The sequence below is a fragment of the Flavobacterium flevense genome (assembly GCF_900142775.1).
Taxonomy (GTDB): domain Bacteria; phylum Bacteroidota; class Bacteroidia; order Flavobacteriales; family Flavobacteriaceae; genus Flavobacterium; species Flavobacterium flevense.
In genome coordinates this window covers 318,272-342,690 of record NZ_FRCC01000003.1, presented here as the reverse complement: position 1 = coordinate 342,690, position 24,419 = coordinate 318,272, and the positions used below count along the sequence as shown (strand labels likewise).

Below are 24,419 nucleotides of genomic sequence, written 5' to 3'. Positions count from 1 at the left end.
TGCTAAAATGACCAGGAAAAGAATTTTAATTATTGATGATGATGCTCGCAATATTTTTGCATTAACAGCAACATTACGAGCCAGATCTTTTGAATGTGTTTCTTGTTTAAGTGCCGAAGAAGGATTGAAAAAATTAGAAACAGATGAAGTTATTGATGCTGTTTTAATAGATATGATGATGCCGGATATGGATGGTTATGAAGCCATTCCTTTGATAAAAGAGATACCTCACCGAAAAAATGTCTTAATACTTGCCGTTACGGCTCAGGCCATGGTGGGTGATCGCGAAAAATGTTTAATAGCGGGAGCACATGACTACATCTCTAAACCTATTGATGTAGACAAGTTGCTAGCCGCGCTTGACAAAATATAAAATGATAGAAGAACTAGAGTTGGAAACCCTTATTAACGAAGTTTATGAACATTACGGTTTTGATTTTGGAAATTATTCCAAGGCTTCCTTAAAAAGGCGGGTGGACAGGCTCTATCAAATGGATGGATTTAGTCATTTTCACGAATTTTTACACCGCATACAAACGGATGAAAAATATTATAAAAGAATGATTGAAGAAATTACGGTTAATGTAACCGAAATGTTTCGGGATCCTGTTTTTTATAGTGTTTTAAGAAATGAAATCATTCCCTTTTTAGCACCAAAACCATTTATCAGAATCTGGCATGCCGGTTGCTCTACAGGTGAAGAAGTTTTTTCTATGGCTATTTTATTAAAAGAACTGGGGCTTTTGCACAAATCCCTTTTATATGCTACTGATATCAATGCCAGTGTTCTGGAAACGGCTAAGAAAGGCATTTTTCCGCTGCGAATGATGAAGCAATATTCTGAAAATTATTTAGCTTCAGGCGGAACTGAAGATTTTTCCTCTTATTACAGTGCTAATTTTAATATTGTGAAATTCAATCCGGAGTTATCTGAAAAAATGGTTTTTTCTCAGCACAATCTGGTTTCAGATACTTCTTTTAACGAGTTTGATTTAATTTTATGTCGCAACGTTTTAATTTATTTTAATAATGATTTGCAATCCAGAGCCATAAAATTATTTGATGATAGCTTATCAGTCTTGGGTTTTTTAGCATTAGGCTCTAAAGAAACCATTAAATATACGCAGGGCGACAGTAAATTTGTGCAGCTGCGTAAAGAAAAAATTTGGAGAAAAATACAATGAGAATAAGATGTGAGTTGGTGATTTTTGGAGGTTCGGCGGGGAGTTTGCAGGTTTTAATTAATATTTTGCCTCAAATAAAGCTGCCCATTCCCTTTGCAATAGTTATCGTTGTACATCGAAAAAACTCTTATGATACTGTTTTAGAAGATTTAATTGCACTCAAAACATTAATTCCTATGGAGTATGTAGAGGATAAATCCAAGCTTCAGCCAGGCGTGTTATACATTGCTCCGTCTGATTACCACATGCTATTCGAAGATAAAAATAACATTGCACTTGATGGCTCGGAAAAGGTAAATTACAGCCGCCCCAGTATTGATGTTTCTTTTGAATCTGCTGCTTTTGTTTTCAGGGAACAGCTGGTAGGAATTTTGCTTTCAGGAGCAAATGCTGATGGAACCTTCGGTTTACAAATGATTCAAGAAAAGGGCGGAATAACTATTGTTCAAAAACCTGAAACAGCTGAAGTCTCTTATATGCCCCAATTTGCAGTACTAAATGCCAATCCTGATTTTATTTTTAATGAAGAAGAAATTGTTACTTTTTTAAATTCTAACATTTAAAACTTTCTTCAAAAATCCGGGCTGATAATTAAACTCTTTCATAATCAGGTTTCCATTTTATGATTGCTTTTTTAATGCTTTTAGAATCCAGATTTTCAGCTATAGTTTTTTCAATTAATGGTATAAGTTCTTCATCAGGAGCAAATCGCAACGAAAAAATCTGACCGTCATTTAACTGCGTTTCTATTATTTCAAACCGCTTTCCGGTTAAAACAAAATAGCGGTAACGAAGTTCCAGTTTTACCAATCGGTTTTGTAATGTGAGTGCATAATGCTGTCGCAGCATAAAGGCTAAGCAAAATAAAATGATAAATAATACAGCAAACATACCCCATATTAAATATTCCGAATGGGTAAAAGCTAAATAGGTGCTCAACCCAATTAAAAATAAAATTACAGGATAAAAAACAAAATGATGGGGTGTATAAAACCGAATATGATTGTTGTAATTCTGAGTAGCCATACTATTTTTTTTAGATGTTATAAATTTAGCCTTTGCCCGAGAGAATTCAAAAGTTTTTTTGAGGTTCTTTTAAAAACATGATTTATCTCATAAAACAGACACTTTTTTAAAATTACTTTTACCAATGTTAACCACTGTTTTTAAATTGTTAAGTTGTTATTGTTTGCCAAAAGTTTTTTGTAATATTACTATCAAATGATTTTTGTATGAGAAAAATAAAATATAAAAAGACCAGAAAAGTCCAGCCCAATCCTTTAGAATATACGGGGAAACACAGGCAATCTCAGTCAGAAATGCAATTATTTGTTTATGATGGATCTGGTTTTACCGAAAATAAAAATGTTCTTTTATCAGATTTAAAATCAGGTATCGATTTAACTAAAAATAACTGGTTGAACTTACATGGTTTGAACGATATTGAAATTGTGGAAGGAATTGGTAATTTTTTTGAAATTGATAGTTTTTTACTTTCTGATATTTTAAATACGAGCCGAAGAACAAAATTAGAAGAAACAAATAACAGTTTATTTTTCAATATCAAATCTATTTTGCCCACAGAAAACTCAGATAATGTAACCGTTGAGCAAATTAGCTTCATGATAAAAGAAGGTGTGCTGATTTCATTTCAGGAAAAACGGAGTGATTTTTTTACGCACATCAGAGAACGAATTCGAACAAAATCAGGCATTGTACGAACAAAAAAAGTAGATTATCTATTGTACTTGCTTTTGGATGCTATTATCGAAAATTTTTATGTTACTATTGAAAATGAAGAAGATAAAGTAGAAGAATTATTGACACTTTCAAAAGGAAGCGCTAATCCTGAAATTTTAATTCGAATAGAAAAACACCGTGATAATTTTAATTTTTTAAAACGTTCTATTGTACCGCTTCGAGATTCCTTAACCGGAATAAAAAGTTTAAAAGATGATGCTATTTGTGATGTTATCGAAATGGATTCCTTTGTGTATTTTTCCCGATTGCACCAAAAAAGTTTAGAACTTTTAGAACAAATTGAATCAGATATGGGAATGCTGGAAAGTGCTTCTAACTTCTTTTTTTCTTCTCAGGGACATAAAATGAATGAGATTATGAAAACGCTCACTATTATTTCTTCCATATTTATTCCGCTCACTTTCTTGGCAGGTATCTATGGGATGAATTTTGAATACATTCCTGAATTAAAAATGCGTAACGGTTATTTTATAGTGATCGGTGTTATGTTTTTAATGGTGTTGGGAATGATGGCCTATTTTAAAAAAAATAAATGGTTTTAATGCACGGAAACCTTTAATTATAGAAACAATTATTAAATCTAAAAAGAATACCATGAACAAAGCCATCTATATTGCAACTTCCGAAAGTAACAGTGGAAAATCAATGATTACTTTAGGGTTAATGAGTATGCTGATAGGTAAAACTGCAAAAGTGGGTTATTTTAGACCTATTATCGAAGATTTTGAAGACGGAAAATCAGATAATCATATCGAAACAGTGATTACTCATTTTGGTTTAGATATCTCTTTTGAAGCCGCTTTTGCGATTACTAAGAGTCAATTAATCAAAAAGAAGAATAAAGGAAAAATAGGAGATGTTCTCGATTTAATTATCGAAAAATTCAAACATCTGGAAGAACGTTTTGATTTTGTTTTAGTGGAAGGAACCAGTTTTAGTGGAGAAGGAACCGCGATCGAATTAGATATGAATGTTCTTATTGCTAAAAATTTAGGGATTCCCGTAATTATTGTGGGATCTGGAGTAGGCAAAACCCTGGAGGAATTTTTAGATGGAGAATATTTGGTTTATGATTCTTTCAAAAATAAAGAAGTAGAGGTTTTAGCTTTTATTGCTAATAAAATTCAGCCTGAAAATCTGCAATTGGCTACAGATGGTTTAAAGAGCATTTTACCTAAAGAGGTGTTAGTAAGTGCTATTCCGGTGGTATCCACTTTAGATAACCCTACAGTAAAAGAAATTGTAGAGGAATTAGATGCTAAAATACTTTTTGGTGCTGAATACCTGAACAATGAAGTAGGAAGTTTTAGTGTGGGAGCAATGCAGCTGAGGAACTATTTATTGCACCTGAAAGAAAATGCATTAGTCATCACTCCGGGTGACAGAGCGGATATCATTTTAGGAGCTTTACAGGCTAATGAATCGGCTAATTATCCCACGGTTTCGGGAATTGTTCTCACAGGAAATATTCTGCCGGAAGAAAGTATTTTATTATTAATCGAAGGTTTAAATAGTGTTGTACCAATTATTTCAGTAGATGGCGGTACGTATCGGATAACGAATAAGATAGGTTCGATACAATCTAAGATTTATGCCGGTAATAAACATAAAATTGAGACCTCAATAAGTACGTTTGAAAAATATGTTGATTTAGATGATTTGTCCAATAAATTAAGTGCTTTTGAAGCTGATGGAATGACACCAAAAATGTTTCAGTACAATTTGGTAAAAAGAGCCAAACAACACCGAAAACATATTGTGCTTCCTGAAGGTAACGACGACCGAATAATTATTGCAACTTCCCGATTATTGGCAATGGATGTGGTGGATATTTCGATCATTGGAAACAGAAAACAAATAGAGCATAAAGTAGCCGAATTAGGAATTGCTTTTGATTTTTCGAAAGTAAATATCATTGTTCCGATCGAATCACCCTTTTATGAAGAGTATGCAAATACTTACTATGAACTTCGTAAAAACAAAAATGTTTCTATAGCTATGGCTAAAGATTTAATGGAAGATGTGTCTTATTTTGGGACTATGATGGTGTATAAAGGGCATGCCGACGGAATGGTATCGGGTGCAGCTCATACGACTCAGCATACTATTTTGCCTGCCTTACAATTCATCAAAACCAAACCTAATTGCAGTGTGGTTTCTTCGGTATTTTTTATGTGTTTAGAAGACCGGGTTTCTGTTTTTGGAGATTGTGCTATTAATCCAAATCCTACAGCGGAGCAATTAGCCGAAATTGCCATTTCTTCAGCTGATTCCAGTCTGGCTTTCGGAATAGAACCTAAAGTAGCCATGCTTTCCTATTCTTCCGGTTCATCAGGAAAAGGGGATGAAGTAGAAAAAGTGCGAACCGCAACCGAAATTGTAAAACAAAAACGTCCTGACCTCAAAATTGAAGGTCCTATTCAATATGATGCCGCCGTTGACATGGAAGTGGGTCAAAGCAAAATGCCCAATTCTGAAGTAGCAGGGCAGGCGAGTGTACTTATTTTTCCGGATTTAAATACGGGAAATAATACTTATAAAGCGGTTCAGAGAGAAACCGGAGCTTTAGCTATAGGTCCTATGTTACAAGGTTTGAATAAACCGGTAAACGATTTAAGTCGTGGTTGTACGGTAGATGATATCATCAATACAGTAGTGATTACAGCGATTCAGGCTCAGGGATTGTAAACAGAGTTGCTTAGTGCCTTAGTTGCTTAGTATCTTAAAAACTTAAAAAAAGAAAATGAAAATAGTTATTATAAATTCAGGGAGTTCTTCTATAAAATACCAATTAATTGACATGCCTTCACAAGAAGTGATTTGTAGTGGTATGATTGATCGAATAGGTTTAGAAACATCTAATCTTACTTATAAAACCAATAAAGATTCATTAGAGGAAAGGATACCAATTGCGAATCATAAAACAGGTTTGGAAAAAATTGCTCAATTATTATTGGATCAAAGTATTGGTGTAATTAAAAGTACACAAGAAATTGAAGCTGTTGGACATAGAGTAGTGCATGGCGGGGCAAGTTTTTCCAACACGGTTATGATAAATGATGCGATTAAAGAAAAAATAAAACAGCTTTTTGAGTTAGCACCTTTGCACAATCCGGCTAATTTAGAAGGAATTATGGTTGCCGAAGAGGTATTTGCATCCGCTAAACAAGTAGCGGTTTTTGACACTGCTTTTCATCAAACCATGCCTGAAGTGGCTTATCGATATGCGATACCTAATTATTTATTGACCGAAAATAAAATAAGAGCCTATGGCTTTCATGGAACTTCTCATAAATATGTTTCGGAAAAAGCCATTGGATTTTTAGAAAAAAGTAATAAAATTATCAGTATTCATCTTGGTAACGGCTGTAGTATTACCGCAATAAAAGACGGTAAAAGTATGGATCACAGCATGGGTTTTGGTCCCATGAACGGATTGATAATGGGAACCCGCAGCGGTGATATAGACCAATCGGTGATTTTTTATATGGTCAACACACTGGGTTATCAGTTAAGTGAAGTCAATACTGTATTGCAAAAACAAAGCGGTATGCTGGGTTTAACAGGACATAGCGATTTAAGGGATATTCAGGCTAATGCTGAAAGCGGTGATGTCAATTGTCAGCTTGCATTAGATATGAATGTATATCGAATAAAAAAATACATCGGTGCTTATGCGGCTGTTTTAAACGGAATTGATGCTATAATTTTTACAGCCGGGATTGGTGAAAATTCGGCCTATATCAGAGAAAAAGTTTGCCAGGAAATGGAGTTTTTAGGATTAAAATTAGATCTTGATAAAAACAATATCCGCTCTAATACTATTCGCGAAATCAATACCGTTAATTCAAAAACTAAGATTCTGGTTATTCCAACAAATGAAGAATTAGAAATTGCCACTCAAGTCTATGATTTAATCAATTAAAGTGATTCTATAATCGCTGCGGAAAACTAATTGTAAATTTAGAACCTTTGTTCACTTCGCTATCCAGTGTAATCTGGCCGCCAAGTGCTGTAATGTGGTTGTGAACTAAATAGAGTCCAATACCATTACTATCGATATGTTCATTAAATTTTTGAAATAGCCCAAATACTTTGTCTTTTACTTTTTCTAAATCAAACCCAATACCATTATCTGAAATAATTAATTGAATGGTATTGTTTTGTTTTCTGGATCTAATAGAGATAGAAGGAGTGGTATTAGGTTTTACATATTTTATAGCATTGGTTATTAAGTTTAAAAAAATACTTTTTAAATAGGATTTATTGAAATACACTTTATCAACGGCAGAAAAATCAACATTGATCTTTGTTTCAGAATTATGAATTAATGAATTAATCGAAATTAAAACTTCATCCAAAGAATTGTTTAAATCGATTTCTTCCAGTTGATTATCCGTTTGATTTTTATAATTCAAAACCCTAATGTACTCGTCCAGATTTTCTTTTAAAGTATGGGTAGTACTTTTTAATATAGAAAGTAATTCTAAAGTTTCTTCATTTTTAATACTTTCGGGTTCTAAAAGTTCGAAAACAGAAAGCATATTATTTACCGGAGATCTTAAATCATGAGCGGTAGCATAACTTAATTGCTTGAACTCATTATTAATTTCAGTAAGCCTCTTCAGATGAATTTTTCGTTCCTGTTCCAGTTCTTTTTTATCTGTAATGTTTTTCGCTACCGCATAAATTAATTTTTCGTCTTCTACCGGTATAGAAGTCCATAAAAGCCAGACAATCCGTCCACTTTTAGTTTGGTATCTGTTTTCAAAACTAAACAAGGGAACTCTGTCTCTTAAATTTTTACGGGCAAGACTTGTTTTTTCTTTATCAGTGCTGTACACAAAATGGTTAACAGGTTCTGCTAACAATTCTTCTGTAGTATATTCTAAAAGATTGGAAACAGCACTATTAATTTTTTTAAAATAACCATCATATCCTACAATGCAGAATAAATCTTGCGATACATCAAAAAAATGTTCAAAGTTATTGAAAACATCATAATTGTATACTAAGTCAGTTTCTCTATTTTTGGTCATAATCATTTACTAAAAAAAAATTAATAGTATTAGGACAAATAAATAGGTTAAAAAAAGACTTGGGGAGAATTTTTATACAAAAATAAATTATTTTCCAAATTAAACCCTAAAATTAAGGTTTTTTTTGTGAGATAATTAATTGGTTTTTTCTACAGGTATTAATTGTTGTTTTTTGAAGAAAAAGAACTTATATGCAAGGAAAAAGCTGTTTTTACAAGGAGAAAAACAGCTTTTTTTATATTCTTTTATATTTTAAATATTCCGCCAAAGGCTATAATTCTTTGGAAAAAGAAAAAATCCTGAGAAGCTTTGTCATCAGCACTTTTTGTAGTACGAATATCCTGCATATTAATATATCCTGCTTTTAATTCGCCCTGAACATAAAAATGCTTAAAAAAGGTGATGTTTAAACCTGCTTTTATCGAAGTTCCAAATCCTGAAACATGAAAATCATCATGCCGTTCTTTTCCTAATAATTTGGTATTTGTTTTAGGGTACAAAATCCCAAAACCAAGTCCTTCCGTTAAATTAATTTGTACTTTATCTATATTAGGAAGTCCAAATAGTTTAGACATATCGTCAAAACGAGAAACTTCAGTATGTACATAATTTAAACCGTCAGTATGCTCATAAGTCAGGAAGCTCATATCCGAAAAATCAACAGGAGTATTGTTATATATGCCGTTATGAATAGCCCCGGGAGCAGTTAACGGTAAATTAATTTCTCCTGTAACATTTGCAGTTTGATTTTGCGTCATTACATATTTCATATGATCCACTCCAATAGCCACACTGTAATGATCATTAAAAAAATACCCCAAACGTAAATTAGTTTGAGGAATTGTCATTCTGGAAGGGTTAACATAATCTACATTCCAACCTTTTGGTTTGTCATGAGCAGCCATGTTGCTAACCGTAAAATTATAATCCTTTCCGGTAAAAGTTACATCTGATTTGGTATAACTTTCTCTGTTTCCGCCCCAGGAAACAAAAAATTTTCCTTTATTGTGGGCTGTATATTTATCTTGTAATTTTATTTCTTCCTGAGCACTTAAATTGGTTACAAATAAGATAGCCGCAAATACAGCAGCGAATAATTTTTTCACGATTTTTTTAAAAATAATTAATTAGAAGTTGTTGATGGTTTTTCTAATGGCTACCAGTTTAGTCATTAAATCCTCAAAATAATCCAGATGAAGCATGTTAGCTCCGTCACTTTTAGCGTTTGCCGGATCAAAATGAGTTTCTATAAAAATTCCATCAACCCCAACGGCGATACCCGCTTTAGCAACTGTTTCAATCATGTCTGGTCTTCCGCCGGTTACTCCCGCAGTTTGATTGGGTTGTTGCAGGGAATGAGTAACATCAAGTACGGTCGAAGCATATTGTTGCATAGTAGGGATTCCTCTAAAATCAACGATCATATCCTGATAGCCAAACATAGTTCCACGATCCGTAACCATTACATTTTGATTGTTACAATCCAATACTTTTTGAACGGCATGTTTCATGCTTTCAGGACTCATAAACTGTCCTTTTTTTAGATTGACAACTTTTCCTGTATTGGCTGCAGCCACAACTAAATCAGTTTGACGAACTAAAAAAGCAGGAATTTGTAAAACATCTACATATTGAGCTGCCATATCAGCATCTTCATTAGTGTGGATATCAGTTACAGTAGGAACATCAAATGTTTCGGATACTTTTCGAAGAATTTTTAATGCTTTTTCGTCACCTATTCCGGAAAAACTGTCAATTCGGGAACGATTTGCTTTTTTAAAAGAACCTTTAAAAACGTAAGGAATTTGTAGTTTATCAGTAATGCTAACAATTTTTTCAGCAATACGCATTGCCATTTCTTCTCCTTCGATGGCACAAGGCCCTGAAAGCAAAAAGAAATTACCACTTTCTGTATGCTTAATTTTAGGAATATCGTGTATGTTCATGGGTAATATTTAGTAGTGCAAATGTAGTTATGATTTGCGATTTAAGAGTTGATTTTGTGATTTTTTTAATTAAAATCAGCTGTTTGTTCTTGTTGTAAAGAGCACTTATTGTTTTTACTATTTTTTTATACTTAAACCCACAGGGCATTTTAAATATCCCTTTTCATAGATGTTTAAATATAAAAGAATTGGTTTTTTTTGACCTTCCCAGCGAATTTCATAAATATTAAGAAATCCTGCACCCATAGCTGTTCTTTTAGAAGGAAAAGGACAACAGGTCTCTATTTTAGTATAGCTGATTTTCTCGCCTTTAGGACCAGCCAGAGCATTTAAAAAACGTTCTTCGTTTAATTGCTCATTATAGGTGTTGTAATAAAATATATTGATGGGATAATCTTTATTGTACCCGTACTTTTTATCTTTACTATATTCTGTAATGATAAAAGTATTGTTTTTTGAAAGTCGGGGAACAGGAGCATTATCATCTACGTTTTTCAACGTCGATTTTGTACTGATACAAGAACCGCTTAAGAACATTAAAACAATTGCAACTATTATTTTCTTAGAAATTATAAAAAGGATGAGTTTTTTATTTTCCAAAACTTTTTTACGCAAATTAGTTATTAATTGTAATTTCATAAAATGAATTAATTTAGAAATAGTGGGTTGTTTATAATAGTGATACAAAGATATTCAGAACTTTAAAGTTTATACTACCTTTTTGTGTTTTTTTAAAAAGTAGCATTATTTTGAGCTTCTGTAACATTTCTCACACTCCCTGCAAAACATACTGTTTAACTTTGTCAAAAAAATAAAAATATGGAAATAATTTATCATACCTGGTCTTGGTACATTTCAGGTTTTATAATTGGCTTAGTAATGCTGATTTTAATTTATTTTGGGAAATCGTTTGGAATGTCTTCTAATTTGAGGACCCTGTGCAGTCTGGCCGGAGCCGGAAAAAAAGTATCTTTTTTTAATTTTGACTGGAAATCACAACGCTGGAATCTTGCGGTAGTTGCCGGAGCGATGCTAGGAGGTTTTGTAGCCACAAATTATTTAAGCGATCCTTCTAATGTTTCGATAAATCCGGAAACAATTGAGTTTCTTCAAGCAATGAACATTGATGCTCCACAAGGAAAATTAATGCCGGATGCTTTGTTTTCGAACCAGGTTTTTGAGTCTCCAAAGGCGATTTTAATCTTGATTATTGGCGGAATATTGATTGGTTTCGGATCGCGTTATGCTGGTGGATGTACCTCAGGACACGCTATTTCAGGATTGAGTAATTTGCAACTTCCTTCTTTAATAGCCGTAATTGGGTTTTTCATTGGCGGATTAATTATGGCTCATTTTATTTTACCTTTAATTGTATAAATATGAAATGAGTATAAACTAAAATGGGTTGAAAATTACCAATTGGTTATATGCGAATTACATATTACCTATAAAAAACAATAAATATTTAAATATGAAATTAATAAAATTTATTTTGGTTGGATTTGTTTTCGGAATCGTATTAACCAAATCAGAAGCAGTTTCCTGGTACCGAATTTATGAAATGTTCCAGTTTCAGTCTTTTCACATGTACGGAATTATTATGGTTGCTGTTTTAACGGGAATTATTGGTATCCAAATTATAAAAAGATTCCATTTAAAAGATTATTCAGGGACTCCAATATCTATTCCAAATAAAGAACATTCTATTGCTCGCTATCTTTTAGGCGGACTAATTTTTGGATTAGGATGGGCTTTGGCGGGTTCTTGTCCCGGACCCATATTTATTTTGATTGGATCAGGTTTTATTAGTGTTATTGTAGTGCTTTTAGGAGCTGTACTGGGGACTTTTTTATATGGCGTTTTAAAAAATAAATTACCTCATTAAAAAACGATTTACAGCTAATTGTCTGAAATAAAAAAGGTTTAAACCATGAAGTTAATTAAGAAATTTAAGAACACTATAATCCTAAATTTTATTAATTAACTTCATGGTAAAAAAAAGTGCTATAAAAAAAGCATTCGCCGTGACGAATGCTTTAAAAATTGGGTAAATTTTGTAGTTTATTAAATTATTTCGGCGCTTAAACCTGCTTCTAAAAGCTGGGTACACTGCGGTTTTAATTTGGCAATCAGTCCTGTTTTTACGGTGCATTTTCCATTGTAGTGAATAATTAGCGAACATTGTTCAGCTTGTTCTGCTGTATGTTCACAAACACGCATCAGAGTTTCAATTACGTGATCAAACGTGTTTACATCATCATTGTAAACAATTATTTCGTTATTCCTGGCTGTAACTTCTTGTACGCTTACTCTTTCTCTAATTTTTTCTTTAGTACTCATTATGTTATTTTTTGTACTTTAATTATTTGATAATAAACAGGATACTAATTTACGTATTTTAGTGAAACCCAATTGTTTCTTTCGAATTTTTTAACATAAGTTAAGCCATTTTCTGTACAGGAAGCATCGATAAAAGGAATGTCTTCTGTGTAAAAACCGCTTAATAGCAAAGTTCCCTTTGGATTCAGACAATTTACATAGGCTTGCATATCGTTCAACAAAATGTTTCTGTTGATGTTAGCGATAATCAAGTCGTATTTTTTATCTTTTAATAAAGAAGCATCACCTTCATAAACACTAATGTTTTTACAATTATTACGCTCTGCATTTTCAATAGAATTCAAATAACACCAGTTGTCAATATCGATAGCATCAATAGGCTGAGCACCCTTCATTTCGGCAAGAATAGCCAAAATAGCTGTTCCGCAACCCATGTCTAAGGTTTTCATACCGGTAACATCAATTTCTAATAAATGCTGAATCATCATGTGAGTCGTTTCATGATGTCCTGTACCAAAACTCATTTTTGGTTCAATTAAAATATCAAACTCAGCATCCGTTTTAGGGTGAAACGGAGCTCTTACATGGCATCTTCCATCTACATCAATAGGTTCAAAATTCTTTTCCCATTCCTCATTCCAGTTGACCTGATCGATTTCTTCAAAAGTATAATCGATTTCGAATTCCTCTGAATGCAGAATATTCACATTGTCAAGAATCATTTCGTCCCATAAATCTTTTTGAACAAAAGCCGAAATTCCTTTTTCGGTTTCAGTGAAACTTTCGAAAGCAAGTTCGCCTAATTCGGCAATTAAAATTTCAGAACCCAGTTCTTTTGGTTCAATGCTAAAATGGTAGGCGATATAAATATTTGACATAATGGATTTAATTTTTTGCAAAGGTAGTATTTCTCTTTTAGGAGTGCTCGCTTTGTGAAGTAATTATTTTTAGCCACTAATTCGCTAATTTCTCTCATCAACAATAGATTTAAGTAATTGTAATTCAGTAAGTTTTTTATAGATTGGAGAAAGATATAATTTAATTGCTGCATTCGTGTCGATGCTGTTTTTTCCTAAGAAACGGATATAAAAAAAGCGATAAAATGAATTATCGCTTTTTAGAATTATATAAAAATGTTTTTTTAGATAGCTGTTACAATTGCAATAAAATCATCCGCTTTTAAAGCAGCTCCACCAATAAGACCACCGTCTACATCTGGTTTTCCAAAAATTTCTTTAGCATTATCCGGTTTTACAGAACCTCCGTAAAGAATAGTTACATTCTCAGCAATTTCTTTTCCGTAAGCTTTAAGAACTGTTTCTCTGATGAATTCGTGCATTTCCTGTGCTTGTTCCGGAGAAGCAGTTTCGCCTGTTCCAATAGCCCAAACCGGTTCGTAAGCTAAAACAACTTTTTCCCATGATTTAGCATCAATTTGGAACAAACCATCTTTCAATTGGTTTTCAACAATATTAAAGTGATTGTCAGATTGACGGTCTTTTAATTCTTCGCCAAAGCAAAAAATAACGGTCATATCGTGTTTTAAAGCAGTGTTTACTTTATCAGCAATAAGAGCGTCAGTTTCGTTAAAAATAGCTCTACGCTCAGAATGTCCTAAAATCACTGTGTTTACACCAACTCCCGTTAACATATCAGCAGAAATTTCTCCTGTAAAAGCACCACTTTCTGTCTGGTGAACGTTTTGTGCAGCAACACTAATGTTAGTTCCTTTTAATTGATTTACAGCAGCAGCCAGGTTTACAAATGTTGGCGCAACAATTACTTGTGCTGTCGTTTCAGAAGGTACTTTAGCAATTAATTCTGCTAATAATTCGCTAGTTTGTGCTGCATTTTTGTGCATTTTCCAGTTTCCTGCTACAATCTTTTTTCTCATTTTAGTAGTGTTATATTTGAATTTTATTTTATTGTTTTTCTAATTGACTTAAAGTAGTATTGATTTTTTCAAAATCAGTTTCTATAGCGCGATACAGCACAATTTTCCCCGTTTTATCAATGATGATATATCTGGGAATCCAGTCTAAATCTATTGCTTTTGCAAAAACGCCACTCATTTGGTCATTCGCCATAAAATGCGTGCCTTTTAGTTGGTGTTTTTCAATTCCGGCTTTCCATTTATCAGCGGTTTTATCCATTGAAATAAATACATAAGCAGTTTGCGGATGTGCTGCTTGTAGCTCTTTGATTTTAGGCATCGCTTTTACGCAATCTCCACACCAGGAAGCCCAAACTTCAATTACCGTAATTTTTCCTTTGTTTTGAGACAGTATTTCTCCAAAAGCAATTTGCTCATCATTAACTGATAATAATGTTTCAGATAAGGCTTCTTTAGAAAATTCCGTTTTTTGCGCAGTTGATTTTGCACAGGAAACGACAACTAGAGCCAGTAGAATGATTATTGTTTTTTCGAATTTTTTCATTGTAACAAAGTTAAAATAAACAATTTGATTGCTGTTTGCTGATTGTTGTTTTTTACAAAATCAGTAATAAAATAACAAAAACCGCTTTCAGAGTTATAAAAATACAAATGAAAACGTAATAGTTAAGATGATTTTTTCTTTTTAAAAAAATAAACTTCAAAGACAGCTATCAAAAAAGGCGGTTTTGAGTCCTTTTTTACCTTTTTTCGAACATAAAAAAAGCTCATAAATGCTAAATTTAGTCTTTATGAGCTTTCTTTTTTATTATAATTTTAAATCCTGAATATCGTTATAATGCATTTTTTGTTTTACAGTTCCTTTTTCTAAAATTACAATACTTGGATTAGCTCTTTCTATTGTTTTTAAAGCAATAGCATCGCAGGTATAAAAGTCAAATTTCAGGTTGTATGTTTTTTGTGCTTTTTGAATTTCTTCTTCTGATGAATTAGTCATTCCTATAACTTTGTAGCCTTTAGCAGTAGCATCTTTATATAATGTTTCTAATTTTTGCATTCCATCAACATCCGATTTCGTTAAATCATACGTTACTAACATTAGTAATTTTGGTTCTTGCAGCAATTCTTCTTTGTAATCAGAACCGTCTTTCATCATTGTAAAATCATGAATAGGAGGAACGTAACCTTCGGATATCACTTTATCTTTGCGGTCAACAAACTCAGCTCCTTCGGGAATATTCATCAGGTCTTTTTCAGTAAATTCCTTATTGACACCATTCACTTTGTAAATAAAAATCATTTCTACGACTGCTTGTGGAGCACCTTCGGGAATTTCCATTCCTTTTTGGATATTGGTACCCACTTTGTAAGGTCTGAAATCAATTATGGGTAAATGATTTAAAACATGATACGCCACAAAAATGGCCAAAACCATTCCTACAGAAGTGATTAAATTTTGGATTCCTTTGTTAAATAAAGGTTTGACTAATTTTTTATTGGCAAATAAAATAAAGATAAAAAACAATAAAATAACATCCTTAGTGAAGGATTGCCAAGGAGTAAGGTGTAGCGCATCTCCAAAACAGCCACAATCTTTAACTACATTATAATAAGCCGAATAAAACGTCAGAAAAGTAAAAAATACAATCATCAGTAAAAGGCTCCAAATCGTGAATTTTGATTTGTAACCAATGAGCAACATAATACCTAAAAGCACTTCAATAATTACTAAAAATAAGGCTAATGGTAAACTAAACGGCACTAAAAATGGCAGATTAAAAACAGGTTCACTAAAATATTCGGCTAACTTATAGGAGAAACCTACCGGATCATTCAGCTTAATTAAACCGGAAATAATAAATAAAATTCCAACAAATAACCTTGAAAATTGTGTAATTATATTTCTCATAAATTTATTGATTGTTAGCAAAACCCATTAATATTAAGGCAAAAACAGAGTAATTAATCATGTCCTGATAATTAGCATCAATTCCTTCTGATACAATCGTTTTTCCTTTGTTATCTTCAATTTGCTTTACGCGAAGGAGTTTTTGCAAAATCAAATCAGTAAGCGAACTCACACGCATATCGCGCCAGGCTTCGCCGTAATCATGGTTTTTGGCTTCCATTAATTCTTTGGTTAACTTTACTTTAGCATCATATAATTCTGTTGCTTTTTGAGTATTCAAATCCGGTTGATCTACAACGCCTAATTCCAACTGAATCAAAGCCATAATCGAATAATTGATAATTCCGATGAATTCGCCGGATTCATCTTCATCTACTTTTCGAACCTCATTTTCCTGTAAACTGCGGATTCTTTGAGCTTTGATAAAAATTTGATCGGTTAAAGAAGGTAACCTTAAAATACGCCATGCACTGCCGTAATCCTGCATTTTATTAGCAAATAAGGTACGGCAAATTGCAATTACCTTATCATATTCCTGAGAAGTATTCTTCATTATTGGTGTATATTTGTATAAAATTTTTATCAAAAATAGGGAAAAGGTTTCAACTTTAAAATAAAGATTAAAAAATGACTATTAACTGCAAAGGACAGCTGATTGATTTATCAAAACCCAAAGTAATGGGAATCCTGAATATAACGCCCAATTCTTTTTTTGACGGTGGAAAGTATGCCAGCGATGAAGAAATTATCGCTAAAGTTGATAAAATGCTAGAAGAAGGCGCTACTTTTATTGATGTTGGGGCTTATTCCAGTAAACCCAGTGCTGAATTTGTTTCGGAAGAGGAAGAGTTAAGCCGCATTGTTCCTGTTGTACAATTATTAGTAAAACATTTTCCTGATATTTTATTGTCAATTGATACTTTTAGAAGCGAAGTTGCAAGAGTTTGTATCGAAAACGGAGCTGCTATGATTAATGATATTTCAGCCGGAAATCTCGATGATAAAATGTTAGCAGTCATAGCTAAATATCAGGTTCCTTATATCATGATGCACATGCGTGGCACACCACAAACGATGCAATCCATGACGGAATATGAAGATGTTGTGAAAGAAGTTTTGTTTTATTTTTCAGAAAAAATAAGTCTCGCCAGAAGTTTTGGTATCAACGATTTGATTGTAGATCCCGGTTTTGGTTTTGCAAAAACGATCGATCAAAATTATGAAGTAATGCAAAAATTAGCATTGTTTCAAAATTTGGAATTACCAATTCTGATTGGGATTTCCAGAAAATCAATGATTTATAAAACGCTAGAAATCAATGCAAATGAAGCTTTAAACGGAACTACAGTTTTAAATACAATTGCTTTAACCAATGGGGCTCATATCTTGAGAGTACATGATGTGGCAGCAGCAGTTGAATGTGTGAAATTATACGAAAAAATAAATTTTAAAGGATGAAACATTTTAGTCTGATTGTATTTTTATTTTTATTTTCCTGCGGAAATAAAGAAGATATTTTACTTCCAAAATCGGATACTACAGTAATAAGTGAAGTACAAGATCATTCGCCAATTTATATTTTTTTTCGAATAAATGAGAAAGATACTTTGGCTGAAGTGAATTGGAAAAACAGCATTATTACGACCAATTGGATTCTGAATATTGATAAGCGCTTGCCTTTGAAATTAGTTATTCCCGAAGTGATGAAACTGCAAGATAAAAAACGAAAAGAAAAAGCTCATAAAAACGAAAATGCCGAGAATTATTATTCTTATGCGGATTCAATCGGGAAAAATATGGCTTTTATTCCTTTTACCAAAGTAGATTACACCATTGGAAAACCCAAAAGAAATGACTTTGTTATCAATTTTAAAAAAGGGACCAACTTGGTTTGGCTTAACGGAAGAGCCGTAAAGAAATCCGATTTATTGCAGGAAATTTTTAGTATCCAGTTTATAAAGAGACCAAGAATTGTGATACAATTTGACAAGAATATGTCTTATGGAGAATACATTCAAAATAAGATTTTAGTTCGAAAATTTGATTTATATAGCGTAAATCCAATTGCTCCAAAAGAATTTATTTTTTAAAATAAAAAACCGTTGAAAGACTATAACTTTCAACGGTTTTAATACAATTTCACGTGTGCTTTTACTCTTTTGGATTTGCCATTTGAATAGGCATTTCGTTTAAAGTTGTTCCTCCTTTGATGCCAAAATCTAATGTACGAATTGGGAACGGAATCATAATACCATTAGCATCATAGGCTTTCTTGATTTTTATAATTGCTTCGCTTCCTACTTTATTATAAACGGATTGCTCAGGAGTATTGATCCACATTCTAACCGATAAATTCACAGAACTGTCACCAAATTCGACAAAATAAACATTTACAGCATCTTCTTTTGATAGTTCTTCAATATCACTAACAGCATCAAGTGTAATTTGCCTTACTTTCTCTAAATCATCACCATAAGAAACGCCTACACTTAAATCAAAACGTCTTTTTTGAAGGAAGGTGTAATTTTCTATTGGATTTTGAAAAACTTCTTTGTTGGGAATGATAACGGTTTTACCTTGAAAAGTTTCAACGACGGTATCTCTAAGATTAACTTCTTTTACTTTTCCCATATAATCTCTAATTTCGACAATATCACCCACTTTTAAAGGTTTTCTGAAGGAAATAAAAATTCCGGACATGAAATTAGCTGCAATATCCTGAAAAGCAAAGGCTAAAGCTAATCCTAAAATTCCCGCACCGGCTAATATGGAAGTAACAGCTTTATCTAATTTAAGAATACTTAGTACCGTGAAAATTACGATTCCTAAAAAGATAAAATAAATGATGGAACTGAATAAATTATTTAAAGTTAGATTTTTAGAAATTTTACCAATTAGTCTGGATGCAGTTTTTCGAATAAATTTTGCCAGATAAAAACCTAATACCATTACAATGGCTGCAACGACAATGTTAGGAAGGAGTTTGATAAGTGCTTCACTCCAAACCGTTAATTTTTCAGTTATTAAATCAGTAATTTTATTAATGTCCATATTTTTTCAATAAAATTTTAATTAATAGTTGTCATACAAGATACCAAAAGTTTTCTTGTATGACAACTATTAATCAATCAAAGTAGACAAGTGTAGTCTGTTGGGTAGCATTTACCCCGTTTTGACGGTATTTTACTGATGATGATATGGTTCGTTTCTTAAAATGGTAAAACCACGATACAATTGTTCGATAAAAAATAAGCGTACCATTTGGTGAGAAAAAGTCATTAGCGAAAGCGATATTTTTCCTTGAGCTTTGGCGTAAACCGTATCTGAAAATCCATAAGGACCACCAATTACAAAAACCAGTGTTTTAATTCCGGAGTTCATTTTCTTTTGTAATTCTTCCGAAAATCCTACGCTGGAAAAGTTTTTGCCATTTTCGTCCAATAAAATTAATTGGTCTGTTGGAGTTATTTTCGACAAAATCAATTCGCCTTCCTTTTCTTTTTGCTGACTTTCGGATAAGTTTTTTACATTTTTAATATCAGGTATTATTTCCAAATCAAATTTGATGTAAAAAGACAAACGTTTGGTGTAATCGTCAATTAAACTTTGTAATGCTTTATTATCGGTTTTGCCTATGGCGATGAGTTTGATGTTCATTTTTGGATGGTTTTCGAAGCTGCAAAGATATTAAACTAGTTTTGGATTTTAAGGATTACGCTATTTGCGGGTATAAATGTATTTTTGTAGAATAAAACTTTTTTATGGATTCATTTACTCAGATTCTTTTGGGAATTGCTACAGCCGAATTATGTGCAGGGAAAAAACTGCAGCGTAAAACCTTTTTGTACGGAGCCATTCTCGGAACATTACCAGATTTAGATGTTGTAATTGGTCAGTTTATGAATCCTGTTGACGGAGTTGCAATACACAGAGGACTAAGTCATTCTGTAGTATTCTTTTTATTGCTTTCGCCAATTTTGGGTTGGTTAATTAGTAAAACAGAACGGGATAAAATTAATTTTGGTTCAGCGACTAAAATGGTTTTTTGGTGTTTATTTACCCATGTACTTTTGGATCTTTTTACCTCTTGGGGAACACAAATTTTTTGGCCGCTACCGGATCGGTTAGCTTTAAAAACAATTTTTGTAATTGATCCTTTATATACCATTCCGCTACTGATTTCCTTGATTTTAGTCTGGAGAAAAAAAGATGATTTCTTTTCCAGGAAAAAATACGTGCTTATTGGAATTTATTGGAGTTCCTTTTATTTACTGCTCACATGCGGTTTGAAATTGTATGCCTTACAAGAATTTGATAAAGCTCTAAAAGCACAAAATATTGTGTATGATGATTTAATTGTAAAACCCACAGCTTTTAATTGCATTTTGTGGAATGCAAATGTTGCTACAAACGATGCTTATTTTTTAGGTGATTATTCCTTATTCGATACTCAGGCTATTACTTTTAAAAAATATCCCAAAAACACTAAATTCACTCATGAACTTGAAGGAAATAGTGATTTTGAAAAATTAAGAGTGATAAGCGATGGTTGGTTTATTATTACAAAAAAAGAGAAGCACTATTACTTTAATGATTTACGATTTGGTGTGCTAATTGCTGATTCAGACGAAACTCAATTTGCTTTTAGTTATGTTTTTAAAGAGGAAAATGGAGTTTTGAAAGCTCAGGAAGTTCCTAAAAGAAAAAGAGACGGAATGGCTTTAATGAAAGGTATTTTTACCCGGTTGCAAGGAAATTAACAAATGAAACCCAGAATTTACTGAATTTCATTTGTTTTAATTAGGTTGATGATTATCTTTTTTCACCTTCGATATTAGGCAGGAAACCGGTTATGATTCCTATTAAAGGGAGGAAAGCACAAACCGTAAAAACGTAAGTAATACTGGTATCGTCAGCTAATTTCCCTAAAATTGCCGAACCTAAACCGCCCATTCCAAATGCAAATCCAAAGAATAATCCCGCTACTAAACCTACTTTTCCAGGTAATAATTCAGTCGCGTAAACCAGAATTGCCGAGAAAGCAGAAGAGATGATTAATCCAATAATAATGGATAAAATACCAACCCAAAATAAGGAAACATAAGGTAATAAAAGCGTAAATGGAGCTGCTCCTAAAATGGAAATCCAAATTACATATTTCCTCCCAAAACGATCTCCTAATGGTCCACCAATTAAGGTTCCAGCTGCTACCGCACCTAAAAAAGCAAACAAATAAATTTGAGATTGCTGGATAGATACATGGAATTTATCAATTAAGAAAAAAGTGTAATAACTAGTAATACTGGTCAAATAAAAGTATTTTGAAAAGATTAAAATAAGTAAGATTATTAAAGAAAATATGATTCTGTTTTTAGATAAATGTTGCGTAGTTGTTTTTTCAGGAGCTACCTTGTTTTGTTGCTTTAATACCATTTGATCGCTATACCAAATGGCGATTTTGTATAAAACTAAAATACCGATTAATGCAATAGCACAAAACCAAATAATATAAAATTGCCCAAACGGAATTACAATTAAAGCTGCCAATAATGGACCAATCGCACTTCCTGCATTTCCACCCAATTGAAAAATAGATTGTGCTAATCCTTTTTTACCACCCGAAGCCAAATGAGCCACTCGGGAAGATTCCGGATGAAAAATGGAAGAACCAATTCCGATTAAAGCAACTGCAAGTAACAGATAATAAAAACTAGTTGCTATAGAAACAAAGAATAGCCCGAATAAGGTAAAACTCATTCCTATCATCAAAGAATAGGGTTTCGAATTCTTATCAGTGTACATTCCCACAAAAGGCTGTAAAATGGATGCAGTAAGTTGATAGGTTAAGGTAATTAAACCAATTTGGGCAAAACTAAGATTGAATTTCTCTTTGAATAATGGATAAACTGAAGGAATTACGGCTTGTAATAAATCATTAATAAAATGAGAAAAACTAATTGTAAAAAGTATCGAATAGATGGTCTTTTGAATTATTTCAGGATGTGATTTAACGTTTTCCATGAGTTGTTTTTTAATTATAATATTCTTTTAAAATAACAGCTGTATTATTTTTTACAAAGATGATAAGAAAAAGTATTGTCTTAATTGTTATATTTGGACAATGAATAACGATAATCAGACATACAAAGTTGTAGATTTTGGATTTCAGGTCAATCCTGAGTTGCCAATAATCGGATACACTGAAAAAGTTACTAATGCCGTTTGTTTGTCTCATTCCCATCCCAGAGCACAATTGATTTATGCCACCAGTGGTGTAATGAATGTGGTGGTAGATAATCAAATTTGGGTAGTTAATCCGTTGCAGGGGCTTTGGATTCCGGGAAATACCGAACATGAGGTTTCTTTTCAAAAAGATGTGAATTTGTACAGTGTTTTTATAGATCCTTCGTTTGTAAAAGGTTTGCCGGTAGCCAGTTTTTCCTTTGATATTTCGGTTTTTTTAAAACAATTAGTTTTTAAAATCATTTCATTCGACTCTAATCAACCTATTACAAATTCAGAAAGAAGAATTATGGATGTTTTTTTAGATGAAATGGCTTTAATAGAACCCAGTGCGACTTTTTTACCTACGACAAATCATCAGCGATTAAAAAACGTGGTTCAGCTTTTACTGAATGATGTAGCCAGTAAATATACTATTGAGTATTATGCGGAGATTTCGTCCATGAGCAGCCGGACATTATCCCGCTTGTTTATTAAAGAATTAGGAATGAATTTTAGTGATTGGCGCATTCGATTAAAATTATTGGAAGCCATAAAACGATTGGGAGAAAAGCAATCTGTAAAAGAAATAGCATTCGATTTAGGTTATGAAACCACAAGCGCCTTCATTTTTATGTTTAAAAAACATTTAGGTAAAACACCTTCTAATTATATTTTAGAAAGTATTGAATAAATGAGGTATAATTTTTTTATCGTTAAATTAAGCGATATTTTAAATTATCGTCGAAATAAGCGATAATTTTTGTACATTGCCTTTTAATTTAAAAAGATAATCCATAAAAAAGTCTATGAAAGCAGTAATTACAGCTGATATTATTGATTCACGAAAGCTGAGTTCGGCAGTTTGGCTAGCCGATTTAAAGGCAGTTTTAAATCAATATGGTGAGGAACCTAAAGATTGGGAAATTTATCGAGGAGACAGTTTTCAGCTGCTTGTGACTGTTGAAGATGCTCTTGAGATTGCGTTGCTGATTAAGGCAGCGATAAAGCAACATAAAGAATTAGATGTACGAATGGCAATAGGAGTGGGGACAATAGATTATTTATCGGATAAAATTACCGAATCGAATGGCCTGGCTTTTATTAATTCAGGGGAATGTTTCGAAAATTTGAAAAAACAAACGCTGGGGATACACACGCCCTGGGAGGAATTTAATGCAATGTTTGCTGTTATTCTTTCGTTTATGTTAATTATTGCTGATAACTGGACAAGTACTTCTGCGGAAATAGTAAAAAAAGCTTTGGAGAATCCGGAAATTAATCAAAACCAGCTCGCATCTGCATTGAACAGAAAAAGCCAAAGTTCGATTAGTTCCTCCTTAAAGAGAGCAGCTTACGAAGAAATCAAAAATATGATAGCATTTTATAAACAAGAAATCAAAAAACAATGGTAGCATTATTTTTAAGTTTGCTTCTGGCACATTTAGCAGGTGATTTTTTAATGCAGCCTACAGCTTGGGTAAAAGATAAAAAGAAGCGAAAAATTAAATCGAAGTTCCTGTATTATCATGTTGCAGTACATTTGGTATTGCTACTGCTCACCACACAATTTGATTCCAACTATTTTGTGGCTGTTTTGTTGATTGTACTAAGTCATTTTGGGATTGATTGTGCCAAATTATATTTCGAAAAAAAGAAAACTGAAAAAAGCTGGTTTTTTATCGATCAGTTATTGCATTTATTAGTAATCGCTTTTACGGTAAATTATTATTATCCCTACCAAATTCCGTTTTCTCAATTGTATTCTCAGCAAAGTTTAGCCTTGATAACTGCTTTAATTTTAGTTACTTATGTAAGTGCAGTACTTTTAAAAGTATTATTGTCGAAATGGAGCGAACAAATTGTGAAAATAGATAATAACAATACTAATAATGCCGGTAAATATATTGGGATTTTAGAAAGACTGTTTATTTTCTTTTTTGTGATGATGAATTTTTGGGAGGGAATTGGCTTTTTATTGGCAGCAAAATCTATTTTCAGGTTTGGTGATTTAAAAGAATCTAAAGATGTCCGTTTGACGGAATATATCTTAATAGGTACATTAATGAGTTTTGGACTCGGAATTCTTTTTGCGATGCTATATAAATTAATACTATAAAAATA

The 24,419-nt window shown here is 32.6% G+C and carries 28 protein-coding genes; 14 read left to right on the top strand and 14 right to left on the bottom strand.

Translation table 11 applies throughout. The features are described 5' to 3' along the window. Positions 1-7: 7 nt before the first annotated feature. The 3 genes from BUB89_RS17990 to BUB89_RS07535 are packed head-to-tail and all read left to right on the top strand — an operon-like array spanning position 8 to position 1,747. On the top strand, positions 8-373 hold the full coding sequence (locus tag BUB89_RS17990) for a response regulator (protein WP_073243607.1): 366 nt from the start codon (positions 8-10) through the stop codon (positions 371-373). A 1-nt stretch (position 374) separates the two neighbouring features. Next, the gene (locus tag BUB89_RS07540; protein ID WP_073243605.1) at positions 375-1,184 is read left to right on the top strand and encodes a CheR family methyltransferase; all 810 of its coding nucleotides are present in this window, start codon (positions 375-377) and stop codon (positions 1,182-1,184) included. After that, on the top strand, positions 1,181-1,747 hold the full coding sequence (locus BUB89_RS07535; protein WP_234982554.1) for a chemotaxis protein CheB: 567 nt from the start codon (positions 1,181-1,183) through the stop codon (positions 1,745-1,747). Before BUB89_RS07540 ends, BUB89_RS07535 begins: the two co-directional genes overlap by 4 nt. Positions 1,748-1,775: 28 nt before the next feature. Here BUB89_RS07535 and BUB89_RS07530 read toward each other — a convergent pair whose 3' ends face one another. Continuing rightward, entirely contained in the window at positions 1,776-2,210 is a 435-nt protein-coding gene (locus BUB89_RS07530; RefSeq protein WP_073243601.1) for a DUF6526 family protein, read from the bottom strand. A 206-nt stretch (positions 2,211-2,416) separates the two neighbouring features. Here BUB89_RS07530 and corA point away from each other — a divergent pair, with 206 nt between their 5' ends. The 3 genes from corA to BUB89_RS07515 are packed head-to-tail and all read left to right on the top strand — an operon-like array spanning position 2,417 to position 6,870. Further along, positions 2,417-3,487, top strand: a complete 1,071-nt coding sequence (corA, locus tag BUB89_RS07525; protein ID WP_073243599.1) for a magnesium/cobalt transporter CorA — start codon at positions 2,417-2,419, stop codon at positions 3,485-3,487. A 52-nt stretch (positions 3,488-3,539) separates the two neighbouring features. Further along, complete coding sequence (gene pta, locus BUB89_RS07520) at positions 3,540-5,633, top strand: phosphate acetyltransferase (RefSeq protein ID WP_073243597.1); 2,094 nt, start codon at positions 3,540-3,542, stop codon at positions 5,631-5,633. A 55-nt stretch (positions 5,634-5,688) separates the two neighbouring features. Further along, positions 5,689-6,870 carry an acetate/propionate family kinase gene (locus BUB89_RS07515; protein ID WP_073243595.1) on the top strand — a complete coding sequence of 394 codons (1,182 nt, stop codon included), beginning with the start codon at positions 5,689-5,691 and terminating at the stop codon, positions 6,868-6,870. A 7-nt stretch (positions 6,871-6,877) separates the two neighbouring features. Here the strand turns inward: BUB89_RS07515 and BUB89_RS07510 are convergent, their stop codons facing one another. From BUB89_RS07510 to BUB89_RS07495, 4 genes are all read right to left on the bottom strand, one after another. Further along, on the bottom strand, positions 6,878-7,984 hold the full coding sequence (locus tag BUB89_RS07510) for a PAS domain-containing sensor histidine kinase (protein ID WP_073243593.1): 1,107 nt from the start codon (positions 7,982-7,984) through the stop codon (positions 6,878-6,880). A 245-nt stretch (positions 7,985-8,229) separates the two neighbouring features. Beyond that, positions 8,230-9,090, bottom strand: coding sequence for a hypothetical protein (locus BUB89_RS07505; RefSeq protein ID WP_073243591.1), 861 nt, complete (start codon positions 9,088-9,090; stop codon positions 8,230-8,232). 21 nt (positions 9,091-9,111) lie between these two features. Beyond that, complete coding sequence (gene kdsA / locus BUB89_RS07500; protein ID WP_073243589.1) at positions 9,112-9,930, bottom strand: 3-deoxy-8-phosphooctulonate synthase; 819 nt, start codon at positions 9,928-9,930, stop codon at positions 9,112-9,114. Between the two features lie 117 nt (positions 9,931-10,047). Next, positions 10,048-10,467, bottom strand: coding sequence for a 2-dehydro-3-deoxyphosphooctonate aldolase (locus tag BUB89_RS07495; protein ID WP_073243830.1), 420 nt, complete (start codon positions 10,465-10,467; stop codon positions 10,048-10,050). Positions 10,468-10,749: 282 nt separating this feature from the next. Here BUB89_RS07495 and BUB89_RS07490 point away from each other — a divergent pair, with 282 nt between their 5' ends. Together BUB89_RS07490 and BUB89_RS07485 are read left to right on the top strand one after the other, a co-directional pair. Next, positions 10,750-11,307 (top strand): YeeE/YedE family protein, encoded by a 558-nt coding sequence (locus BUB89_RS07490; RefSeq protein WP_073243587.1) that lies wholly within the window; start codon positions 10,750-10,752, stop codon positions 11,305-11,307. A 94-nt stretch (positions 11,308-11,401) separates the two neighbouring features. Next, positions 11,402-11,815 carry a DUF6691 family protein gene (locus tag BUB89_RS07485; protein WP_073243828.1) on the top strand — a complete coding sequence of 138 codons (414 nt, stop codon included), beginning with the start codon at positions 11,402-11,404 and terminating at the stop codon, positions 11,813-11,815. Positions 11,816-11,994: 179 nt separating this feature from the next. Here BUB89_RS07485 and BUB89_RS07480 read toward each other — a convergent pair whose 3' ends face one another. The 6 genes from BUB89_RS07480 to BUB89_RS07455 form a co-directional block, all read right to left on the bottom strand. Beyond that, positions 11,995-12,270: an ATP-dependent Clp protease adaptor ClpS gene (locus tag BUB89_RS07480; RefSeq protein ID WP_073243585.1), complete on the bottom strand. Its 276-nt coding sequence runs from the start codon at positions 12,268-12,270 to the stop codon at positions 11,995-11,997. Positions 12,271-12,314: 44 nt separating this feature from the next. Beyond that, positions 12,315-13,148 carry a 50S ribosomal protein L11 methyltransferase gene (gene prmA / locus BUB89_RS07475; protein ID WP_073243583.1) on the bottom strand — a complete coding sequence of 278 codons (834 nt, stop codon included), beginning with the start codon at positions 13,146-13,148 and terminating at the stop codon, positions 12,315-12,317. Positions 13,149-13,411: 263 nt separating this feature from the next. Beyond that, entirely contained in the window at positions 13,412-14,164 is a 753-nt protein-coding gene (gene tpiA, locus BUB89_RS07470; RefSeq protein WP_073243581.1) for a triose-phosphate isomerase, read from the bottom strand. A gap of 28 nt (positions 14,165-14,192) precedes the next feature. After that, a complete protein-coding gene (locus BUB89_RS07465) occupies positions 14,193-14,708 on the bottom strand; it encodes a TlpA family protein disulfide reductase (protein ID WP_073243579.1) in 516 nt (171 codons plus the stop codon). A 264-nt stretch (positions 14,709-14,972) separates the two neighbouring features. Beyond that, positions 14,973-16,073, bottom strand: coding sequence for a BT_3928 family protein (locus BUB89_RS07460; protein WP_073243577.1), 1,101 nt, complete (start codon positions 16,071-16,073; stop codon positions 14,973-14,975). Positions 16,074-16,077: 4 nt separating this feature from the next. After that, entirely contained in the window at positions 16,078-16,626 is a 549-nt protein-coding gene (locus BUB89_RS07455) for a DUF1599 domain-containing protein (RefSeq protein ID WP_073243575.1), read from the bottom strand. A gap of 74 nt (positions 16,627-16,700) precedes the next feature. Between BUB89_RS07455 and folP the strand changes: the two genes are divergently transcribed. Together folP and BUB89_RS07445 are read left to right on the top strand one after the other, a co-directional pair. Further along, positions 16,701-17,531, top strand: a complete 831-nt coding sequence (folP, locus tag BUB89_RS07450; protein WP_073243573.1) for a dihydropteroate synthase — start codon at positions 16,701-16,703, stop codon at positions 17,529-17,531. Beyond that, positions 17,528-18,163, top strand: a complete 636-nt coding sequence (locus BUB89_RS07445; protein ID WP_073243572.1) for a hypothetical protein — start codon at positions 17,528-17,530, stop codon at positions 18,161-18,163. The genes folP and BUB89_RS07445 overlap by 4 nt, the downstream gene beginning before the upstream one ends. 61 nt (positions 18,164-18,224) lie before the next feature. Here the strand turns inward: BUB89_RS07445 and BUB89_RS07440 are convergent, their stop codons facing one another. Both BUB89_RS07440 and rlmH read right to left on the bottom strand, forming a co-directional pair. After that, the gene (locus tag BUB89_RS07440; protein ID WP_073243571.1) at positions 18,225-19,124 is read right to left on the bottom strand and encodes a mechanosensitive ion channel family protein; all 900 of its coding nucleotides are present in this window, start codon (positions 19,122-19,124) and stop codon (positions 18,225-18,227) included. 132 nt (positions 19,125-19,256) lie between these two features. Continuing rightward, positions 19,257-19,730 carry a 23S rRNA (pseudouridine(1915)-N(3))-methyltransferase RlmH gene (gene rlmH / locus BUB89_RS07435; RefSeq protein WP_073243570.1) on the bottom strand — a complete coding sequence of 158 codons (474 nt, stop codon included), beginning with the start codon at positions 19,728-19,730 and terminating at the stop codon, positions 19,257-19,259. A gap of 104 nt (positions 19,731-19,834) precedes the next feature. Here rlmH and BUB89_RS07430 point away from each other — a divergent pair, with 104 nt between their 5' ends. Continuing rightward, a complete protein-coding gene (locus BUB89_RS07430; protein ID WP_073243569.1) occupies positions 19,835-20,833 on the top strand; it encodes a metal-dependent hydrolase in 999 nt (332 codons plus the stop codon). A 52-nt stretch (positions 20,834-20,885) separates the two neighbouring features. Here the strand turns inward: BUB89_RS07430 and BUB89_RS07425 are convergent, their stop codons facing one another. Further along, positions 20,886-22,094 (bottom strand): MFS transporter, encoded by a 1,209-nt coding sequence (locus BUB89_RS07425; protein ID WP_073243568.1) that lies wholly within the window; start codon positions 22,092-22,094, stop codon positions 20,886-20,888. A 100-nt stretch (positions 22,095-22,194) separates the two neighbouring features. Here BUB89_RS07425 and BUB89_RS07420 point away from each other — a divergent pair, with 100 nt between their 5' ends. The 3 genes from BUB89_RS07420 (at position 22,195) to BUB89_RS07410 (ending at position 24,414) form a co-directional block, all read left to right on the top strand. Next, the gene (locus BUB89_RS07420; RefSeq protein ID WP_073243567.1) at positions 22,195-22,989 is read left to right on the top strand and encodes an AraC family transcriptional regulator; all 795 of its coding nucleotides are present in this window, start codon (positions 22,195-22,197) and stop codon (positions 22,987-22,989) included. 115 nt (positions 22,990-23,104) lie between these two features. Continuing rightward, on the top strand, positions 23,105-23,710 hold the full coding sequence (locus tag BUB89_RS07415; RefSeq protein ID WP_073243565.1) for a nucleotidyl cyclase domain-containing protein: 606 nt from the start codon (positions 23,105-23,107) through the stop codon (positions 23,708-23,710). Beyond that, positions 23,704-24,414, top strand: a complete 711-nt coding sequence (locus BUB89_RS07410; RefSeq protein WP_073243563.1) for a DUF3307 domain-containing protein — start codon at positions 23,704-23,706, stop codon at positions 24,412-24,414. Before BUB89_RS07415 ends, BUB89_RS07410 begins: the two co-directional genes overlap by 7 nt. Positions 24,415-24,419 lie beyond the last annotated feature (5 nt).